This window comes from Desulfonatronovibrio magnus (assembly GCF_000934755.1).
Lineage (GTDB): Bacteria > Desulfobacterota > Desulfovibrionia > Desulfovibrionales > Desulfonatronovibrionaceae > Desulfonatronovibrio > Desulfonatronovibrio magnus.
Genome location: NZ_JYNP01000048.1, coordinates 1 through 16,624 on the forward strand (window position 1 = coordinate 1; position 16,624 = coordinate 16,624).

14 protein-coding genes and 2 rRNA genes are annotated in these 16,624 nt (G+C 44.3%); 8 read left to right on the forward strand and 8 right to left on the reverse strand.

Annotated features, from left to right (window positions below):
* Positions 1-92: ribosomal RNA gene (locus LZ23_RS06180) — 23S ribosomal RNA — on the forward strand; the annotation flags it as partial.
* Between the two features lie 39 nt (positions 93-131).
* Positions 132-246: ribosomal RNA gene (gene rrf / locus LZ23_RS06185) — 5S ribosomal RNA — on the forward strand.
* 281 nt (positions 247-527) lie between these two features.
* On the opposite strand, the gene LZ23_RS06190 is transcribed toward rrf, so the two are convergent.
* Complete coding sequence (locus LZ23_RS06190; RefSeq protein WP_084590916.1) at positions 528-1,532, reverse strand: Rpn family recombination-promoting nuclease/putative transposase; 1,005 nt, start codon at positions 1,530-1,532, stop codon at positions 528-530.
* A 1,063-nt stretch (positions 1,533-2,595) separates the two neighbouring features.
* On the opposite strand from LZ23_RS06190, the gene LZ23_RS06195 reads away from it, so the two are divergent.
* A complete protein-coding gene (locus LZ23_RS06195; RefSeq protein WP_045212525.1) occupies positions 2,596-3,222 on the forward strand; it encodes an NAD(P)-dependent oxidoreductase in 627 nt (208 codons plus the stop codon).
* Positions 3,223-3,327: 105 nt separating this feature from the next.
* On the opposite strand, the gene gap is transcribed toward LZ23_RS06195, so the two are convergent.
* The 7 genes from gap to mnmL form a co-directional block, all read right to left on the reverse strand.
* On the reverse strand, positions 3,328-4,350 hold the full coding sequence (gene gap / locus LZ23_RS06200; RefSeq protein WP_045212526.1) for a type I glyceraldehyde-3-phosphate dehydrogenase: 1,023 nt from the start codon (positions 4,348-4,350) through the stop codon (positions 3,328-3,330).
* Between the two features lie 223 nt (positions 4,351-4,573).
* On the reverse strand, positions 4,574-5,137 hold the full coding sequence (locus LZ23_RS06205; protein ID WP_045212528.1) for a GAF domain-containing protein: 564 nt from the start codon (positions 5,135-5,137) through the stop codon (positions 4,574-4,576).
* Between the two features lie 410 nt (positions 5,138-5,547).
* Positions 5,548-6,255: a leucyl/phenylalanyl-tRNA--protein transferase gene (aat, locus tag LZ23_RS06210; RefSeq protein ID WP_045212530.1), complete on the reverse strand. Its 708-nt coding sequence runs from the start codon at positions 6,253-6,255 to the stop codon at positions 5,548-5,550.
* A 51-nt stretch (positions 6,256-6,306) separates the two neighbouring features.
* Entirely contained in the window at positions 6,307-8,547 is a 2,241-nt protein-coding gene (gene clpA, locus LZ23_RS06215; protein WP_045212532.1) for an ATP-dependent Clp protease ATP-binding subunit ClpA, read from the reverse strand.
* Entirely contained in the window at positions 8,548-8,862 is a 315-nt protein-coding gene (clpS, locus tag LZ23_RS06220; RefSeq protein WP_045212533.1) for an ATP-dependent Clp protease adapter ClpS, read from the reverse strand.
* A gap of 493 nt (positions 8,863-9,355) precedes the next feature.
* Positions 9,356-10,108, reverse strand: coding sequence for a tRNA pseudouridine(38-40) synthase TruA (gene truA, locus LZ23_RS06225; protein ID WP_052507153.1), 753 nt, complete (start codon positions 10,106-10,108; stop codon positions 9,356-9,358).
* Complete coding sequence (gene mnmL, locus LZ23_RS06230) at positions 10,099-11,004, reverse strand: tRNA modification radical SAM protein MnmL/YtqA (protein WP_045212535.1); 906 nt, start codon at positions 11,002-11,004, stop codon at positions 10,099-10,101. The genes truA and mnmL overlap by 10 nt, the downstream gene beginning before the upstream one ends.
* A 345-nt stretch (positions 11,005-11,349) precedes the next feature.
* Here mnmL and LZ23_RS06235 point away from each other — a divergent pair, with 345 nt between their 5' ends.
* Genes LZ23_RS06235 through rodA form a run of 5 tightly spaced genes read left to right on the forward strand, consistent with a single transcriptional unit; the run spans position 11,350 to position 16,623 of the window.
* Positions 11,350-12,390 (forward strand): rod shape-determining protein, encoded by a 1,041-nt coding sequence (locus LZ23_RS06235; RefSeq protein ID WP_045212536.1) that lies wholly within the window; start codon positions 11,350-11,352, stop codon positions 12,388-12,390.
* A 1-nt stretch (position 12,391) separates the two neighbouring features.
* Positions 12,392-13,246, forward strand: a complete 855-nt coding sequence (mreC, locus tag LZ23_RS06240) for a rod shape-determining protein MreC (protein ID WP_045212538.1) — start codon at positions 12,392-12,394, stop codon at positions 13,244-13,246.
* 5 nt (positions 13,247-13,251) lie between these two features.
* The gene (locus tag LZ23_RS22380) at positions 13,252-13,719 is read left to right on the forward strand and encodes a hypothetical protein (RefSeq protein ID WP_052507154.1); all 468 of its coding nucleotides are present in this window, start codon (positions 13,252-13,254) and stop codon (positions 13,717-13,719) included.
* Complete coding sequence (gene mrdA / locus LZ23_RS06250; RefSeq protein ID WP_045212540.1) at positions 13,700-15,487, forward strand: penicillin-binding protein 2; 1,788 nt, start codon at positions 13,700-13,702, stop codon at positions 15,485-15,487. The genes LZ23_RS22380 and mrdA overlap by 20 nt, the downstream gene beginning before the upstream one ends.
* Positions 15,488-15,516: 29 nt before the next feature.
* Entirely contained in the window at positions 15,517-16,623 is a 1,107-nt protein-coding gene (gene rodA / locus LZ23_RS06255; RefSeq protein ID WP_045212541.1) for a rod shape-determining protein RodA, read from the forward strand.
* Position 16,624 lies beyond the last annotated feature (1 nt).

Genomic DNA, 16,624 nt, shown 5'->3' on the forward strand with positions numbered 1-16,624 from the left:
ACCCTGGAAGACTACCAGGTAGATAGGCCGGAAGTGTAAGCATGGCGACATGTTCAGCTAACCGGTACTAATAGTCCGTGAGTCTTAACCTAACTATTAAAAAACTTACCCTTATTAACTATACATTTTGTTTCGGTGGCCATGGCGGAGGGGTCACACCCGACTCCATTTCGAACTCGGAAGTTAAGCCCTCCAGCGCCGATGATACTTGGGGGCTACCCCTGGGAAAGTAGGTCGCTGCCGGAACATCTCTTAAATGCCTTAAGGCACAAAAAAAGGGACTCATATGAGTCCCTTTTTTTGTGTGCTTATGTTGCTTTTCCGAAAAGACACTTCTTTACCAGCACTAAAGGCTGAATGCAACTGACTTCTCAACTAAGCCAAGCCTTCTGGATCAGCATCGAGCTACAACACGTTATGAGATGAAATATGGAGAAGAGTGAAGAATAAATCGTGGAACTAAAAAAGGCCGCCTACTCCAGTTAAGGAATAGGCGCCCGGAAAAATGAGAGGAGTTTATGAAAAGTTTAGTTGAGAACTTTGTTTACCAGTTGATCAAACTCTTCCACTGAGTTGACACGGTATGTTTTCTTGAAGAGCGTATTAAGGATGTCTAAGGATTGAACAGATTTAATCTTTTCAGATAATGATTGTCCAACCACATCAAATCTTTCAGTTAAACTTTCAATGATTACTCTCTGTAACGTACTGATTTCACCTTTCTGCTCCCAGTAAGGTTTACTCGTACGTTCCAGTTTCTCTTTAATTTCTTGTGCTGCTACGCCTAACATTTTTTCACCCCCTGCAAAGTTTTTTACAGAATGGACAAGTCGTTTCCTATGAACTTTCCCTATGGAAAGAATATATCTTATGGATATTTCCAGATAATCTCTGGCTTCGTCTCCATCCGGCAATTTTGCTATCAGGCTGTATATTTCATCAATTTTTGACTCAAGATCATCATAATGGATGTATTTGAGCAGTAAATGAAATATCTCCATTACTATGCTTGTCTTAAAAGCTGCATCATCCATCCGGCCGATATCATGATGAATGTGGCGGAATTTAGGTACGAAATCTAAAAAATGTTCTGATGGCAGTTCAAAGTAATCCTCAAAATGAGTGCTGAACTTCCATGTGTCTTTGCCGTTATAAATAAGCACCGGAATAATCACAGGCAAGTGTGAACTCAGTTGATTACTGTCTTTTAACTCAATCCATTTTTGAATTTCATAGTTGAGCATTTGCACTCTGGCAAACCAGTCAGGATAGCTCTTATGCTCGTATAAAAAATAAAGACGCAGGGAATTAGCACTGCCTATGATATCGAGTGTGGCCATGACATCTGAGAAATACTCTTTCATTTCTCTGGATATAAATCCAGTCATAGATATGTGCAGACTGTTCAGATCAACATGTCTTCGTATCTCGTATGGAATATAATACCTGATATAGTCAGCAACTACGTTCTTTCTTTTGAAGAAACCTTTAAAGCATTTATCATGTGCCTGGCGGATGATTTCGTTTTCCATACAGAAAAGTTTATCCCAGAATGTTTTGGTTTGCAAGCACCATCACAAACGTCTCCACGACCAATTTCAGGAGCCAATGAAATATTTTCATTTTTGCGGGCGACCTGATAAAGGGCAACGAGTATTATCATTATTGTAAGCTCCTCACCCGGGGGGACCGGTACCGAACCTGCGAGTAACTGTCTTTAAAGTGGAGCCTGCATCCTGCAGGCTATGTAATTCCGGGCGGCTGGAAGCCGCCTCCACATTGAAGATTAGTCCCGTATTGGACATTGGGACAGTCCCCGCGAGGTACTATAAAAATGATTGATGCTGCATTGGTTCCTGGAAGAAATTTGCTTTGATGAAAAAATCTACACAGCGAGGGACAGTCCCCCTCCGGGCTGTAAGCCTCCGGGCAGGAAGCTGTGCCTGGCGTAAAGCGCTCATCTTTGACGGAATTTTTCAGGCAAATGTGCATCAATCATAAGCAAAAATCGTAAAAATATGAAAATTGTAACCGTTTGATTTTATTAGCAAAACGATTATAGTAATTAGTAAGAGAGGCTGAAGGTGGATGAGTAAAGGCTGAAAGGAAAAAAATAATGGCTGTGACAAAGGTAAGGCAGACAGGAGGACTGTTTATGTTTGAGGAAAATACACAAAGACTTGAGAGTTAAAAGTTATCGGTTAATTGTTAGTATCTGAAGAAAGAGGCTCCAAAATTTCAAACGCTTATAACTTATTCACGTCTGGGTGTTTAAAGGCCAAAAAAGAATCGTAATTTCAGTGTTTTGCATGAGAAGTTTTGACTTTCAAGTCAGATGAACATCTAAGTGCTTTGACATTTAGTACTGTTATGTTGTACTAAATGCTTGTCTGTAAATATGGAATATACTGCTTCAGGGGCAGGTGAGCAATGGGCTTGTCAGTATTTTAATTGTTTTTTCTCAGCATTTATAGAATTTGTTTTCTGCTCATGTGCCTTTTCAGCAATTGTTTGAACCTGGAGAGCATGAAGCCTCTGTGTCGCATGCCAGGAGCTTATACCAGTAGTTAAACTGTCATAACAGGGAGGAGGAGAATGAAGTTAGTTGTTTTTGGGGCAACAGGGAAGACAGGAAAGGAGGTCGTAAGGCAGGCTCTGCAAAAGGATTTTGATATTACAGTATTTGTACGTAACCCTGACAAGGTTCTTTTAAGGCCTGCAAACCTGACAATCCTTCAGGGAGATGTTCTTGATCAGTCTGCTGTATCAAAAGCCGTGCAGGGCCAGGATGCAGTCATATCAGTGCTGGGTGCCGGGATACGCAAGACAGATTTGAGGACAAAAGGGACGCGCAACATAGTTAAGGCCATGCAGGAACATGGCGTTAAACGCATTGTGAGCCAGTCTTCTTTGGGAATTGGGGAAACTATTGACAACCTTTCCATCATGGCCAGGTACTTATGTGTGCCGGTGTTTTTGAAAAATGCCTTGATTGATCATGCGGGGCAGGAAGAACTGATAATGGAGAGCGAACTGGACTGGACTATTGTCAGATGTGCAGGCCTGACCAGTGGACCTTTGACTGAAAAGTATCAGCATGGCTTCACATCTAAAAAAAGTAATATCAAAGGGCGTATTTCCCGGGCTGATGTTGCCCATTTTATGCTCAGCCAACTCAAAGATTCATCCTACTTGAATAAGACTGTGAGCATTTCTTATTGAATTTGACGTTTTTATGGCAGGCACTGGGCAGCCAGCAGTAAAGAGAGCCGTAAGGGAAAAGTGCCTGCCTTATTTTAGAAAGTGTCTTTATCCAGCCAAGAGAGATTATAGTCCCTTCTTAGAAACATAAGCTGCCATGTCCGCAAGGCGGCATGCATATCCCCACTCATTGTCATACCAGGCCATCATCTTGGCAGTTGTACCTTCTCCTCCCATAATCATGGTGAATTCTTCATCTATGACGCTGGAATTGGATTCTGCAATAAAGTCTGAAGATACCATGGGTTCTCTTGTAAAGCCGAGAATTCCTTTGAGGGGTCCTGAAGCAGCGTCTTCAAAGGCTTTTCTGTATTCTTCAGTGGTGGTACTCTTTTGTAGAATCAGGGTGCAGTCTACAACAGATACTGTCGGGGTGGGCACTCGCAAAGAAAAGCCATCGATCTTGCCTTTAAGTTCGGGTATAACCAAGGCTACGGCTTTGGCAGCACCGGTAGTTGTAGGTATGATATTGCACGCAGCAGCTCTTGCCCGCCTCAGATCCTTGTGGGGCAAATCAAGAATGCGCTGGTCATTGGTGTAAGCGTGGACTGTAGTCATGGTTCCGTGGTCAATGCCAAACATTTCATGCACTACCTTGACAGCAGGAGCAAGGCAGTTGGTGGTGCATGAAGCATTGGAAATAATATGATGCTTTTCAGGGTCATAGTCTTTTTCGTTGACACCGAGAACTACTGTGACATCCTCTTCTTTGGCTGGTGCAGAAATTATTACCTTTTTGGCTCCAGCCTGAATATGAAGTCCTGCCTTGGGACCGGTGCGGAAAATTCCAGTTGACTCCAGAACAATGTCCACTCCATTGTCCCGCCAGGGAATCTGTGAAGGATCTCTTTCGGCAAAGCTGTCAATTTCCCAGTCTTCAACAATGATTTTATCTTGTTTGACATCGACATTAAAAGGAAATCTCCTGTAATTAGTGTCATATTTCAGAAGATGGGCATTGGTATTAATGTCGAAAAGATCATTAATAGCCACGACTTCCAGCTCGTTTTTATGTGTCTCAAGGATGGCCTTAAGGACTTGCCTGCCCACTCGACCGAATCCATTGATTCCTATTCTTGTTTTGCTCATAACTTTATCCTTCAGTTTTATATGTTCAATGTTCACTCTACACATTTCACTTCATAAACAATACGTAGATGAAAACAAATAATATGGTTGAAAAAAACCCTCAAATGGGTCAGGAATTACACAGGTATAAAAATATTAAAAAGAGAACAGTCGAAATGTGTTATATTTGAACGGTGTCAGAATAAATACATATATGCCCTGTGTCATACATTTAATAAAAGGTCTAATCTTCAAAAAGTCTGTACTCGAATGCTTCCTGCAGTTCACAATCAAGTTTAAGTTTCTGATGCAGCCTTGCGTTTTCTATGGCTATGGCACTCAGATTGGCGACAATGGTCAAAAACTCAATTTCTTCATCAGTAAACTCCCGGCATGTTTCAGAGTAACCCCTGAGCACCCCGATGTACTGGTCTTCGATTTTAAGAGGTATGACCACAACAGATGCGATGCCTTCTTCTTTGGCCTTTTCAGGATACTGAAATCTTGGATCACTGCAGGCATTGTGAATGGTTACGTTTCTGCCTGACAATGCTTCCTGGTCAAGCCCGCTCTTTTCAACCCGCACAGCACCTTTACGGATATAACCCTTGCTTAGTCCATAAGAAGATCCGAGCATCAATCTTTTGCCTTCCTTATCCAAAAGTCTGATGGAAGCTGCTTTAAGCTTCATGGCTTCAGTGACCTGCCGGGAAATCTTGTGCAAAACTTTGGAAGGGTCCAAGCTTGAGTTAATGACCTTGGCCACTTCATACAGTGAATGATAATAGTCTTTTTCGGTTCCGCTCATTAAGTACCTCCTCGTAAAAATACAGATTTATATGTTAGTTAAGATTTAAGATCCTGTCAAAGGAGCTGTAGGAGAACTTGAATTTTCAAGTTACTGAATATCAGGCGTTTATTAGCTCCTCACCCGGGCGGCCCGGGACCGAACCTGCGAGTAACTGAAAATGAGTCTCCTCTATGGACATTGGGACAGTCCCCGCGAGGAAACGTTAAAAAGTTTGATACTGCATTGGTTTTTGGCAAAAATCGGTTTTAATGAAAAAGTTTACATAGCGAGGGACAGTCCCTGTGCCAAGCGCAAAGTTCCCATCTTTGACGGTACTTTTTTGGTAATTGTAAGTGAATCTTAAGGAAAAATCGTAACACACTGAAAAACATAACAGCTTGAAATAATTGACATAAAAAAGTAGTTACTTAGAAGTTTACCTGCTGCTGGTGAAAAATGTTTTGCCAGTTATGGTTAAGGCCCTTTTTAACGACGGCCCCTTGCAAGTTATGATAAAATATCCTGCCTGAAACCTCCTCTGCTCCGAAACGAAGCATATGCTGGGTAGTTTGCTGGCAATCTATAAAATGAAATTTGTTTTTAGCCAAAAAACCAACAAGTTTAACCAGGGCTACCTTGGAAGCATCAGGCAGGAAATAAAACATGGACTCTCCAAAAAATGCCTTGCCCAGGGATACCCCATAAACTCCGCCAGCAAGCTTATTGTTGCTCCAGACTTCCACTGAATGAGCGTAACCTGATTTATGCAGACGAATATAAGCATCCATCATTTCAGGTACAATCCATGTTCCATTACCGTCCGGGCGTGACACGCCCGCGCAATACTCTATTACTCTTTCAAATGCCCTGTCTGCAGTGACTGTGAAGCGTCCGGAATTCAGAGTGCGGCGCAGGCTGCGAGAGATATGCAGTTTCTCCGGATAAAGAATCAGCCTGGGGCTGGGAGCCCACCATAAGATGGGGGAGCCTGGGCTGTACCAGGGAAAAATACCCTTGGAATAGGCGTTAAGCAGTCGCTGTTCACTCAAGTCCCCGCCTATGGCAAGTAATCCATCCGGGTCAGCGTTTTCAGGGTGGGGAAATACCGTGCCCTTGGTCAGAAAAGATACACTCACTCATTTACTTTAAAGTTGAAAGTTAAATAGCTTTCTTTCATGACTGATAAACTATGCTGATACTTTAAAATTAAGCTTGTCTTTTTTTCTGTTTAACTCCACCTTTATAACAGAATTTTTGTCAGTATTTTCAAACAAAAGTTTTTCAGCCAGGGGGTCTTTAATTTCTTCCTGTATAACCCTGCTTAAGGGTCTGGCCCCGAATGCCGGATCAAATCCTTTGCGGGCCAGCCAGGCTCTGGCAGGTTTTGAAAGTTCAATGCTTAACTTCTTGTCAGTGAGACGCTGGTTGAGTTCTACAATGTTTTTGTCAACAATGGATTCCATAACACCAGTACTTAAGGGTTCAAATGGAACTATAGCATCCAGACGGTTTCTGAATTCCGGGCTGAAAAGTTTTTGTACTGCATTGATGCCCTTGGCGCTTAAGTCACTGGAGCTTTCCTGGCCAAAACCTATGCTCTTGGAGCTCATTTCTCTTGCTCCGGCATTGGAGGTCATAAGCAAAGTGGCATGTCTGAAGTCAGCTTTTCGGCCATTATTATCTGTTAGTGTGGCATAATCCATGATTTGTAATAATATGTTGAACATGTCGGGGTGGGCCTTTTCAATTTCATCCAAGAGCAGAATGCAATAGGGGTTTTTGCGGATGGCCTCTGTCAGCAAACCACCCTGGTCAAAACCTACATATCCGGGAGGTGCCCCTATAAGCCTGGCCACTGCATGTTTTTCCATATATTCGCTCATATCAAACCGTATGAATTTGACATTCAAAACCTGGGCCAGCTGCTTGGAAAGTTCTGTTTTACCAACTCCGGTGGGGCCGATGAGTAAAAAACTGCCAACTGGTTTGTTAGGCTCACGCAAACCGGCCTTGGACCTTTTGATGGCTTTGGCAAGGATGTTTACTGCATTGTCCTGACCAAAAATGACTTTTTTAAGATCATGATCCAACTCGTGCAGTCTTGCTCTATCCGAACTGGAAATCTGCTGCATGGGGATTCTGGCCATGCTGGCAATGACTTTTTCAATATCTTTGGGTGTGATCTGCTTTTTGCCTTTGGGAGCACCTTCCAGAACGTGAATGGAACCTGCCTCATCCATAACATCAATGGCTTTGTCAGGAAGGAAACGATCATTTATAAACCGTGCTGAGAGATCAACAGCAGATTCTATGGCCGATGGCATGTATCTAACCTTATGAAATTCTTCGTAGTAAGGTTTCAGTCCCTTGAGAATGGCAATACTTTCAGTCAGTCCTGGTTCTGGCAAGTCGATTTTCTGAAAACGCCTGGAAAGCGCTTTGTCTTTTTCAAAGTGATTCTTGTACTCTTCATAAGTTGAGGAGCCAATGCAGCGTACTTCGCCGGAAGCGAGGACCGGCTTCAAGATATTGGATGCATCCATGGAGCCGCCGCTTGTAGCTCCTGCTCCGACAATGGTATGTATTTCATCAATGAATAAAATTGCACCTTTGATATTTTTGATTTCATTGATCACGCCTTTAAGCCGGGCTTCAAAATCTCCTCGAAATTTGGTTCCGGCCAGAAGGGAACCCATATCAAGAGCAAATATTTTTGTTTTGAGAAAGGATTCAGGAACTTTCTTTTCAGATATGCGAAGAGCAAGACCTTCGGCCATGGCAGTTTTACCCACACCGGGATCACCTACGAAAATTGGATTGTTTTTTCTGCGCCGCAGAAGCACCTGAATAACGCGTTTCATTTCCATTTCACGTCCCACCAATGGGTCGATAAGTCCCTTGGCGGCTTTCTGGACTAAGTTTTCGGTATATTGCTCCAGAAAGCTCTTTCCTTTTTTCTCTTTAGGCTTGCATCCAGGGCAGGCGGATCCCGGCTGATCAGTGTCCATTTCGTGAGAAATATACTCCAGAACATCAAGTCTGGTCAGCCCCTGAGTCCTCAGGTAGTAAACAGCAAACGCGTCATCCTCTTCAAGCATTACAGCAAGAAGGTCTCCTGCCTGGATCATGTTTTTGCCTGCTGACTGCACATGCTTAAGCGCCTTGTGCATTACTCTTTGAACTCCTATGGTCTGAACAATTTCACGATCCCCTGAGGGGGGCAATACTTCGAGATGGTCAAGAAAAAATCTTTCCAACTGGTTTTTCAGTTTGAAAAGATCAGCTCCACATCCGGACAATACCTGTTTACCCTTGTTGTCCAGAAGGTATGCGTAGAGTATATGTTCAAGGGTCAGATACTCATGGTGCCTGACTTTGACTTCCCGAATGGCTCTGGCAATAATTCTTTCAAGTTCGCTGCTTAACATTTATACCTCTTCCATGGTGCATTTGAGGGGATAACCTTCTTTCCTGGCCATACTTTTTACCATAACAACCTTGGTCTCTGCAACCTCGGCAGTATAGATACCGCATATGCCGATGCCGTTTTTATGAACGCTCATCATAATCTGAACAGCTTCTCCCTCGGTTTTGTTAAATACTTTCTGCAGTACATAGATGACAAATTCCATGGTGGTATAGTCGTCATTGTGCAAAAGCACCTTGAACCGCCTGGGTTCCCGAATTTCATCATCCTCGAATGCTTCCTGGGAGACCTGTTCGTCAGTTATTTCTCTGGTCATAGTTTGAAACCCTAATATTTAAAAAATAAAAGTCAATCTTTCGTGCCCTGTTGATGTTATGAAGTTCACAGAAAGCAAATGGTTTTCTGTATCGCATCTGTTTAGCGCTTCTAAGTAACTAGAATCGTTTTGCTAATAAAATCAAACGCTTATATTTTTCACATTTTCACGATTTTAACTTTGATTGATGCACATTTGCCAGAAAAGTTCCGTCAAAGATGGGAGCTTTGCGCCTGGCACAGCTTCCTGCCCGGAGGCTTACAGCCCGGAGGGGGACTGTCCCAATTTTCAGAAAAGTGACAGACTCGTAAAGTTACTCACAGGTTCGGTCCCGGGCCGCCCGGGTGAGGAGCTTTTAAGGAAAGCAGGGGACAGGCATTCCGGGCCCCACTTGAGCGTCAATTTGTGCTCTAAATGTGGTGAACAGGTACGAATTTCTGACATAAAAAATACACAGCAAGTCCAACACCGGATCGATTCACCTGGTGCAGTGTTAATCAGGGTAACAGATACTTTCCAGGCACAGCCCCTTAGCCGGTGCTGTAGCTGGGCCTGTGGTGCGGTCTTTGCCTTTCATGAGCTGATCAAGATAATGAACAGGGTACTTGTTTCGTCCAATAACCTCAAGGGTGCCGGCTATGTTTCTGACCATTTGTTTTAAAAAACCGTCGGCAGAGATGCGCAGAACTGTTTCCTGAGGATACAGTCCAGCTGAAAAGGAAACTTTATGGACAGTCCTTGTACATGTGTTGACGCTGCTTCCGGTATTCATAAAGGCTCTGAAATCATGCCTGCCCACAAGCGAAGCAGCAGCCTCAGTCATAGCCTTGATATCCAGCGGGCCTGTTTTATGAACATAGCGTCTTCGCTGAGGATATACAAAGAGTTTTTCTGTCCAGTAAGTGTAATTATAGGTTTTGGACAGGGCGCTGAACCTTGAGTGGAAATCTCTGGATACTGTCTGAAGATCAATGACCCTGATGGATGAGGGCAACAGGCTGTTGAGGGCTTTGTTCCAAGGCAGGGATATTTTATCATCTGGTGGATCAAAGTGGGCCACCTGACCTAGGGCGTGGGTTCCGGCATCTGTCCTGCCTGCTCCATGGACCCTTACCTGACAGGAGCAAATTCTGCTGATGGCTTTCTCCAGAGTTCCCTGGACTGTTGGCTGTTCATGCTGTAATTGCCAGCCATTATATTCTGTTCCATCATAGGCCAGGGTCAGCCGAATACGTGTCAGTTCCATTGCGAACCCTGAATAATCATTTTTTCAGCCATTAATTTGTTAAGGTCATTGAGAACAGCCATTTTTCCGGCAGCCCAGTCAGGTGCCAGAAGTTCACCTGGAGCGGGATCTCCGGTAAGACGGTGGATAACAATGTCCGGTCGCAGTCTGGACAAGGCCTGGACAGTCCAGGATATATATTCATGCAGACTTAGAGGCGTATATTCTCCCTGATACCACATTTGGGCCATGGCAGTTCCGCGGCAGACATAAAGATTGTGGATTTTTATTCCCTGGACAGGGAGGTCATTAATAAAGTTAATGGTTTTCCTAAAGTTATGGATATTTTCCCCGGGCAGGCCTGCAATCACATGAGCACAGACCTTTATGCCAAGATTGTGCGCCATGGTGCAGGCCAGAGCAAAATCATCCGCCTTATGTCCTCTGTTGATACGCTGCAGGGTTAAATCGTCAGAGCTTTGCAGGCCAAGGTCTAACCATATTTCCTGTGCTGGAAAAGAAGCAAGAATTTGACATTTTTCCCTGTTTAGACAGTCAGGTCTGGTGCCCAGGCACAAAACAGCAAGGTCTTTCATGTCTGTGATTTGCTCAAGAGTGCTGGTAAGATGCCGGGAAGAACAATAAGTATTGGAATAAGACTGCAGGTATGCAGCCAGTTTCAATGATTTATTTTTTTTGAGCAGTTTTTCTCTGAATAGATTGTATTGATCTTTTAAAGAGATGTCTTTATTGAATAGTCCTGTACCTGATCCCTGCTCATTACAGAATGTACAGCCTTTGAAAGATATGGTTCCATCCCTGTTGGGGCAGCTGAAGCCTGCGTCTAAAGGTACTTTTCTTACCCTGGTTCCGAATTTTTTTTTCCAGTATGAAGATAGTTTATTATAAAATTCCATGGCTTTGGTAGTTATGCCCTTTTATCTTTCACAGGCCTGGTCAGTTTTTTCTGCAAAAAATGCACCCTGCGCAATATTGCCTGACCAGGGTTATTCTGGTAAGGAGATTGTTATGCGATTTTGAAAATCAAGTCGGTAACTTGAGAGTTAATTGTTATCAGTTGTTAGTTAATTGTTAATAGTTAAAGAAAAAAGATCATGATTTTTAGTGGTTAGGCTGTATGCATGTCTGGACAACAAAGGTTTTGAAAGGTGCAGTAAATTCAAGGTGTTGCACGAGAACTTATGTCTGTCCAGTTACCTGACAGCCTAATTTAATTTCAACAATAGATGTATGAGGAAAGTATGCCAAGAATACTGGATAAAATATTCGGTGCTGTATCCAACGATCTGGCCATTGACTTAGGTACTGCTAATACCTGTGTTTATGTCAAAGGTAAAGGGATAGTCCTTAGTGAACCTTCGGTGGTGGCTGTGAAAAAAGACTCCCGAGGGACCAATAAGGTGCTTTCAGTGGGCAGCGAGGCCAAAAAGATGCTGGGCAGAACACCCGGTAATATCACTGCCATAAGGCCAATGAAAGACGGGGTTATTGCTGATTTTGAGGTGACAGAGGCCATGCTCAGGCACTTTATTTCCAAGGTGCATAACAGTCGTCGTCTGGTCAGGCCCAGAATAATTATTTGTGTGCCCACGGGCATCACTCAGGTGGAAAAAAGGGCAGTAAAGGAGTCAGCTCAAAGCGCCGGGGCCAGAGAGGTTTATCTCATTGAAGAGCCCATGGCGGCAGCTATAGGTGCCAACCTGCCCATTACCGAACCTACTTCAAATATGGTTGTGGATATTGGAGGCGGCACTACAGAAGTGGCTGTGATTTCCCTTTCAGGCATTGTTTACAGTCGTTCAGTGCGAGTTGGCGGTGACAAAATGGATGATGCCATCAAACACCATGTTAAACGCAAATACAACATGCTCATTGGAGAAGGCAGCGCTGAAGCCATTAAAACCACCATTGCGTCGGCCTATCCTCTTGACGAGGAACAGGAAATGGTAGTCAAGGGCCGTGATCTGGTTTCTGGAATACCTCAGAATATCACTATTACTTCTGAAGAAGTGCGCAAGGCCATTTCAGAGCAGGTTGACAGTATTGTACAGGCGGTCAGAGTTGCTTTGGAGCAGACCCCTCCGGAACTGGCAGCTGATATTGTTGACCGTGGCATAGTCCTGACCGGGGGTGGAGCTTTATTAAAAGGCCTTGACCAGCTGCTGAGGGATGAAACATCCCTGCCCATCACAGTTGTTGATGATCCTTTATCCACAGTAGTTATGGGCTCAGGAAAGGTACTGGACAGCTTAGATGTCCTTAAGGAGGTTACGATAGATTAGCTTGGAAATCTCGCAAAAAAAAATCATCGGGCTTTTGTTCCTTTTTATAATTCTTTACCTGAGTCTGTACACCTGGAATGCCAGGTCCGGAGTTCTGGACCGTTTAGCTGCCTATACCGGGCTTGAGTTTGTGGGATGGGTGATCAAGCCTGGAAAGTTGCTGCACAACCATGCCGCTGATTTTTGGTCTACATATATAGATCTGGTGGCCGTGCACAAAGAAAACAAAGCTTTAAAGCAGCAGGTGAAAGAGCTTAAACTGCAGATTATGGCTAAGTCTGAGCGGGCTGCTTCAGCGTCCCGGCTGGAAAGTATGCTTGGATTTGCACCTCCATCAGGCTGGCAAAGCTCAGGTGCCAGGGTGGTGGCGCATGATTTTGGGCCAATAGGAGCCCTGAACTCTCTAATTGTCGATAAAGGCAAGCTTCAGGGCGTTGCGGTAGATATGCCGGTGATTCATCCTGACGGTGTTGTGGGCAGAACGTTCAGGAACGGGCTGAACTTTTCTTCAGTTCTCATTCTCTCGGATCCCAACAGCAGAATTCCTGTTATAAGCTCAGAAACAAGAGTACCGGGTATTATTTCCGGGCAGGGGTATCAAAAACCTCTTACTTTACAATATGTTCATCTCAATTCTCAACTTGAAAAAGGGGAAATGCTGGTCACATCCGGCCTGGCCGGGATATACCCCAAGGGACTGCCTGTAGCCAGAGTCAGTTCAATATTACGATCTGAAGTTTCACTTTTTCTAATAGTAGAAGCTGAGCCAATGGTTGATTTCAGGAAATTGGAGGAGATTATGGTTCTCAATAAAGACGAAAGACTTAAGATCAGAGATCTTGGTTTTGAGGGTTAGGTATATTGAAGCAGGTTTATTTCTGGCTTATTTTCAGTGTACTGGCGGTCTGGGGGCAGTACTTCGTTCCATCCATGGATTTTTTTACACCAGGGCTTGTAGTGTTATTGCAGCTTGGTCATGTTTCCATGGCTATGTGGTTGGGATTTTTCTGGATGATGGTACAGGAGGGTGCTGGGGGGCTGGCATTTGGAGCTATGATCCTTTTTTATTCCGGCATGATTGTTTTCTTTTATATTGGCGGGGTTTTTTTTGAAGTAAGTAATTTTTTATTTACATTTCTGATTTTTGTTTTTCTCGTCTTTTTTATGAGGGTGGTTGTCTCGGTTCTTGCTTCACTGCAAGGGGCTGTTTTGCCGGACAACTTCCTTCTCCATGACATACTGGTGCAGACAGGACTTTATTTTCTTGTCTGGATCGTAACGTTTAATCTCTTCAAAAAGCATTGTATTCATGAGCCAGTTCAAAGGTAGCAGCTTTTCATATGAAAAGTTTGGAGCCTGCCTGCTGCTTTTTTTAATTTTTATGCTTTTCAGCATCTTTGCACTCAGGCTGTGGTACCTGCAAGTGTATAAGGGAGAGTATTTTTCTCAGAAGGCAAGGGAAAATGTTGAGCGCAGACAGCATATATATGCGCCGCGGGGGCTGATATCCGACAGAAATGGTGTTCTACTGGCTGTCAATGAGCCATCTTACAGCCTGGCCATAGTCAGAGAGGACTGCCCGGATATTTCAGCTACCTTGAATCAGATCAGTGCCTGGACAGGTAAGGAATTACAGGAAATCGAGGCGGAGTTTCAGCGCGGCAGAAGTATGGTCAGATCTTTTGAAAATCAGATACTTGTTCCCAACCTGTCATTTGACATGCTGACCAGGGTTGAAACAGGATCACCATACTGGCCGGGGGTGAAAATTGTGGTTCAGCCCCGACGAAGGTATCTACAGGGTGAAGTTTTGTCTCATGTTCTCGGATATGTGGCCAGGGCCAACGAAGCAGAGTTACAGCGTGATCCTGAGTTGCGTCTCGGTGACAATGTGGGCAAATCAGGTCTTGAACTGACCATGGAACATACCTTGCGCGGCAAAAAAGGGCTGAAAAGGATGGAAGTCGACGCTTCAGGCAGGGTGTTGCATGAAGAAGAGATTGTTGCCCCTGTTTCCGGTCAAGATATAAGCCTCAGTATAGACCTTGATCTGCAGCAGAAAGCTCACAGCCTTATGGATGGCAAATCGGGATCGGTTGTTATCATAGATGCAGATACAGGCCAGATAATGGCCTTAGTAAGCACGCCGAGTTACGATAATAATGAATTTGTCTTTGGTATCTCTCACCAGAACTGGCAGGAACTTCTGAACAATCCTCACCATCCACTACAAAACAGAAGTATCCAGAGTACCTATCCACCTGGATCAGTATTTAAGCTAATAATGGCGGGCATGGCCCATATGGATCCAGAGGTCCGCACCACGGACCGGGTATTCTGTCCCGGACAAATGCGTCTTGGAAACAGAATTTTTCGATGCTGGCACAGCCATGGCTGGGTGGATATGACCAAGTCCCTGGTAGAGTCATGTGATGTGTATTATTATCAGCTTGGTGACAGGTTCGGTGTGGACAGGATCAGCAGTTTCTCAAAAGGCAGCGGTCTGGGCAAAAGGACCGGCATAGACCTTCCTCATGAAAGGGCAGGGCTAATTCCCACGAGAGAGTGGAAAAGGCAAAGGTTTAATGAAGGCTGGAGAGGAGGGGACAACCTTAATCTTTCTATAGGTCAGGGCTTCACTCTGGTTACTCCTTTGCAGATCGCTCGCTTTACTGCCGCACTAATAAACGGAGGCTATCTGTATAAACCTTCTCTTCTTTTAGACGAAGTCAGAGCAGATCCTGAAAAGCTTCCCTGGAGCGAAGGGGCACGTGACTTTGTTTACAGAACCATGATTGAAACTGTTGATGGTGACAGAGGTACGGCAAGAAGACTTAGAACTTCAGGGGTTGTTGTGGGGGGTAAAACCGGAACTGCTCAGGTAGTGCGTCTTTTGCCCGAACATAAGGAAGATGATCCTGAAGCAGTGGAATACTGGCTCAGGCACCATGGCTGGATGGCTGCATTTGCCCATGCCGAGGGAAGAAGGTACTCCATTACAGTTCTCGTAGAGCATGGAGGTTCAGGCAGCGGAGCCGCCGGTCCAGTAGTCAGGGGGCTTCTGGACCATATTTTCAAGAAAGATAAAGCTGGTTGATATTATATCCATATATTCATCATAGAATCATGATTGACAGACAACTTTTCTTCTATATCAACTGGCCCATGCTGGCTGTACTGTTTCTGCTTTTTACCGCTGGAGTTCTGAATCTTTACTCTGCCAGTGCATTCAGGGTTGGGGACGGCATGGCTCTGACCATATTTTACCAGAGACAGATTATCTGGGGTGGTATAAGCCTGGTTTTCATGCTGGCGGTTATGCTTTTTGATTACAGACATTTGAAAACCGTGTCCTGGTCAGTATATATGCTGGCTTTATTTTTTCTGGTAATAGTCCTTTTCTGGGGCAAGTCCATATACGGGGCTCAACGCTGGATTGACCTGGGAATATTTAACTTTCAGCCAAGTGAATTCGCCAAAATAGGTGTGCTGCTTATGGGGGCTGCTTTTCTAGCCAGGCACAAGCCACCCCTGGGCTTTAAGGATCTCTGCAAGATAATGGTCATTGTTTTAGTCCCGGCCTACCTCATAACCAGGCAGCCTGACCTTGGATCTGCCCTGCTGCTTATATTTCTGATATGCGGGATGGTATTATTTCACGGAATAAAAAAAAGCCTGTTTAAAATTATATTACTAACTTTGCCCCTGATAGCACCTCTGGGCTGGATGTTTCTCAAGGATTATCAGAAAACCCGACTTCTTTCGTTTCTTGATCCGAGCCAGGATCCACTGGGCTCGGGATATCATGTTATTCAGTCACAAATTGCTGTTGGATCAGGAGGTTTCTGGGGAAAGGGTTTCATGGAAGGCACTCAGAGCCAGCTGCGCTTCCTGCCCGAAAAGCATACTGACTTTGCGTTTTCAGTTTTTGGAGAAGAGTGGGGCTTTATCGGGGCAGTTGCTCTGCTCTCGCTTTTTTGTTTTTTTTTGTATCAGATTTTTTTATGTTCACAGGAAGCTAAAGACAGGTTCGGCTCTCTTCTGTGCGCAGGGGTATTTTTCTATTTTTTCTGGCAGATTCTTATCAATATCGGCATGGTACTGGGATTGATGCCGGTAGTTGGCATTCCGCTGCCTTTCATCAGTTATGGAGGTACTTCCATGCTGGTTAACTTTATAATGATTGGTCTTGTGCTGAATGTATCAATGCGCAGGTTCATGTTTAAGAGTTGAT

What these genes read in the sequence shown, in the direction of transcription:
- LZ23_RS06190 (WP_084590916.1), bottom strand. Translation starts at nt 1,532, where the DNA reads ATGGAAAACGAAATCATCCGCCAGGCACATGATAAATGCTTTAAAGGT.
- LZ23_RS06195 (WP_045212525.1), top strand. Translation starts at nt 2,596, where the DNA reads ATGAAGTTAGTTGTTTTTGGGGCAACAGGGAAGACAGGAAAGGAGGTC.
- gap (WP_045212526.1), bottom strand. Translation starts at nt 4,350, where the DNA reads ATGAGCAAAACAAGAATAGGAATCAATGGATTCGGTCGAGTGGGCAGG.
- LZ23_RS06205 (WP_045212528.1), bottom strand. Translation starts at nt 5,137, where the DNA reads ATGAGCGGAACCGAAAAAGACTATTATCATTCACTGTATGAAGTGGCC.
- clpA (WP_045212532.1), bottom strand. Translation starts at nt 8,547, where the DNA reads ATGTTAAGCAGCGAACTTGAAAGAATTATTGCCAGAGCCATTCGGGAA.
- clpS (WP_045212533.1), bottom strand. Translation starts at nt 8,862, where the DNA reads ATGACCAGAGAAATAACTGACGAACAGGTCTCCCAGGAAGCATTCGAG.
- truA (WP_052507153.1), bottom strand. Translation starts at nt 10,108, where the DNA reads ATGGAACTGACACGTATTCGGCTGACCCTGGCCTATGATGGAACAGAA.
- mnmL (WP_045212535.1), bottom strand. Translation starts at nt 11,004, where the DNA reads ATGGAATTTTATAATAAACTATCTTCATACTGGAAAAAAAAATTCGGA.
- LZ23_RS06235 (WP_045212536.1), top strand. Translation starts at nt 11,350, where the DNA reads ATGCCAAGAATACTGGATAAAATATTCGGTGCTGTATCCAACGATCTG.
- mrdA (WP_045212540.1), top strand. Translation starts at nt 13,700, where the DNA reads ATGAGCCAGTTCAAAGGTAGCAGCTTTTCATATGAAAAGTTTGGAGCC.
- rodA (WP_045212541.1), top strand. Translation starts at nt 15,517, where the DNA reads ATGATTGACAGACAACTTTTCTTCTATATCAACTGGCCCATGCTGGCT.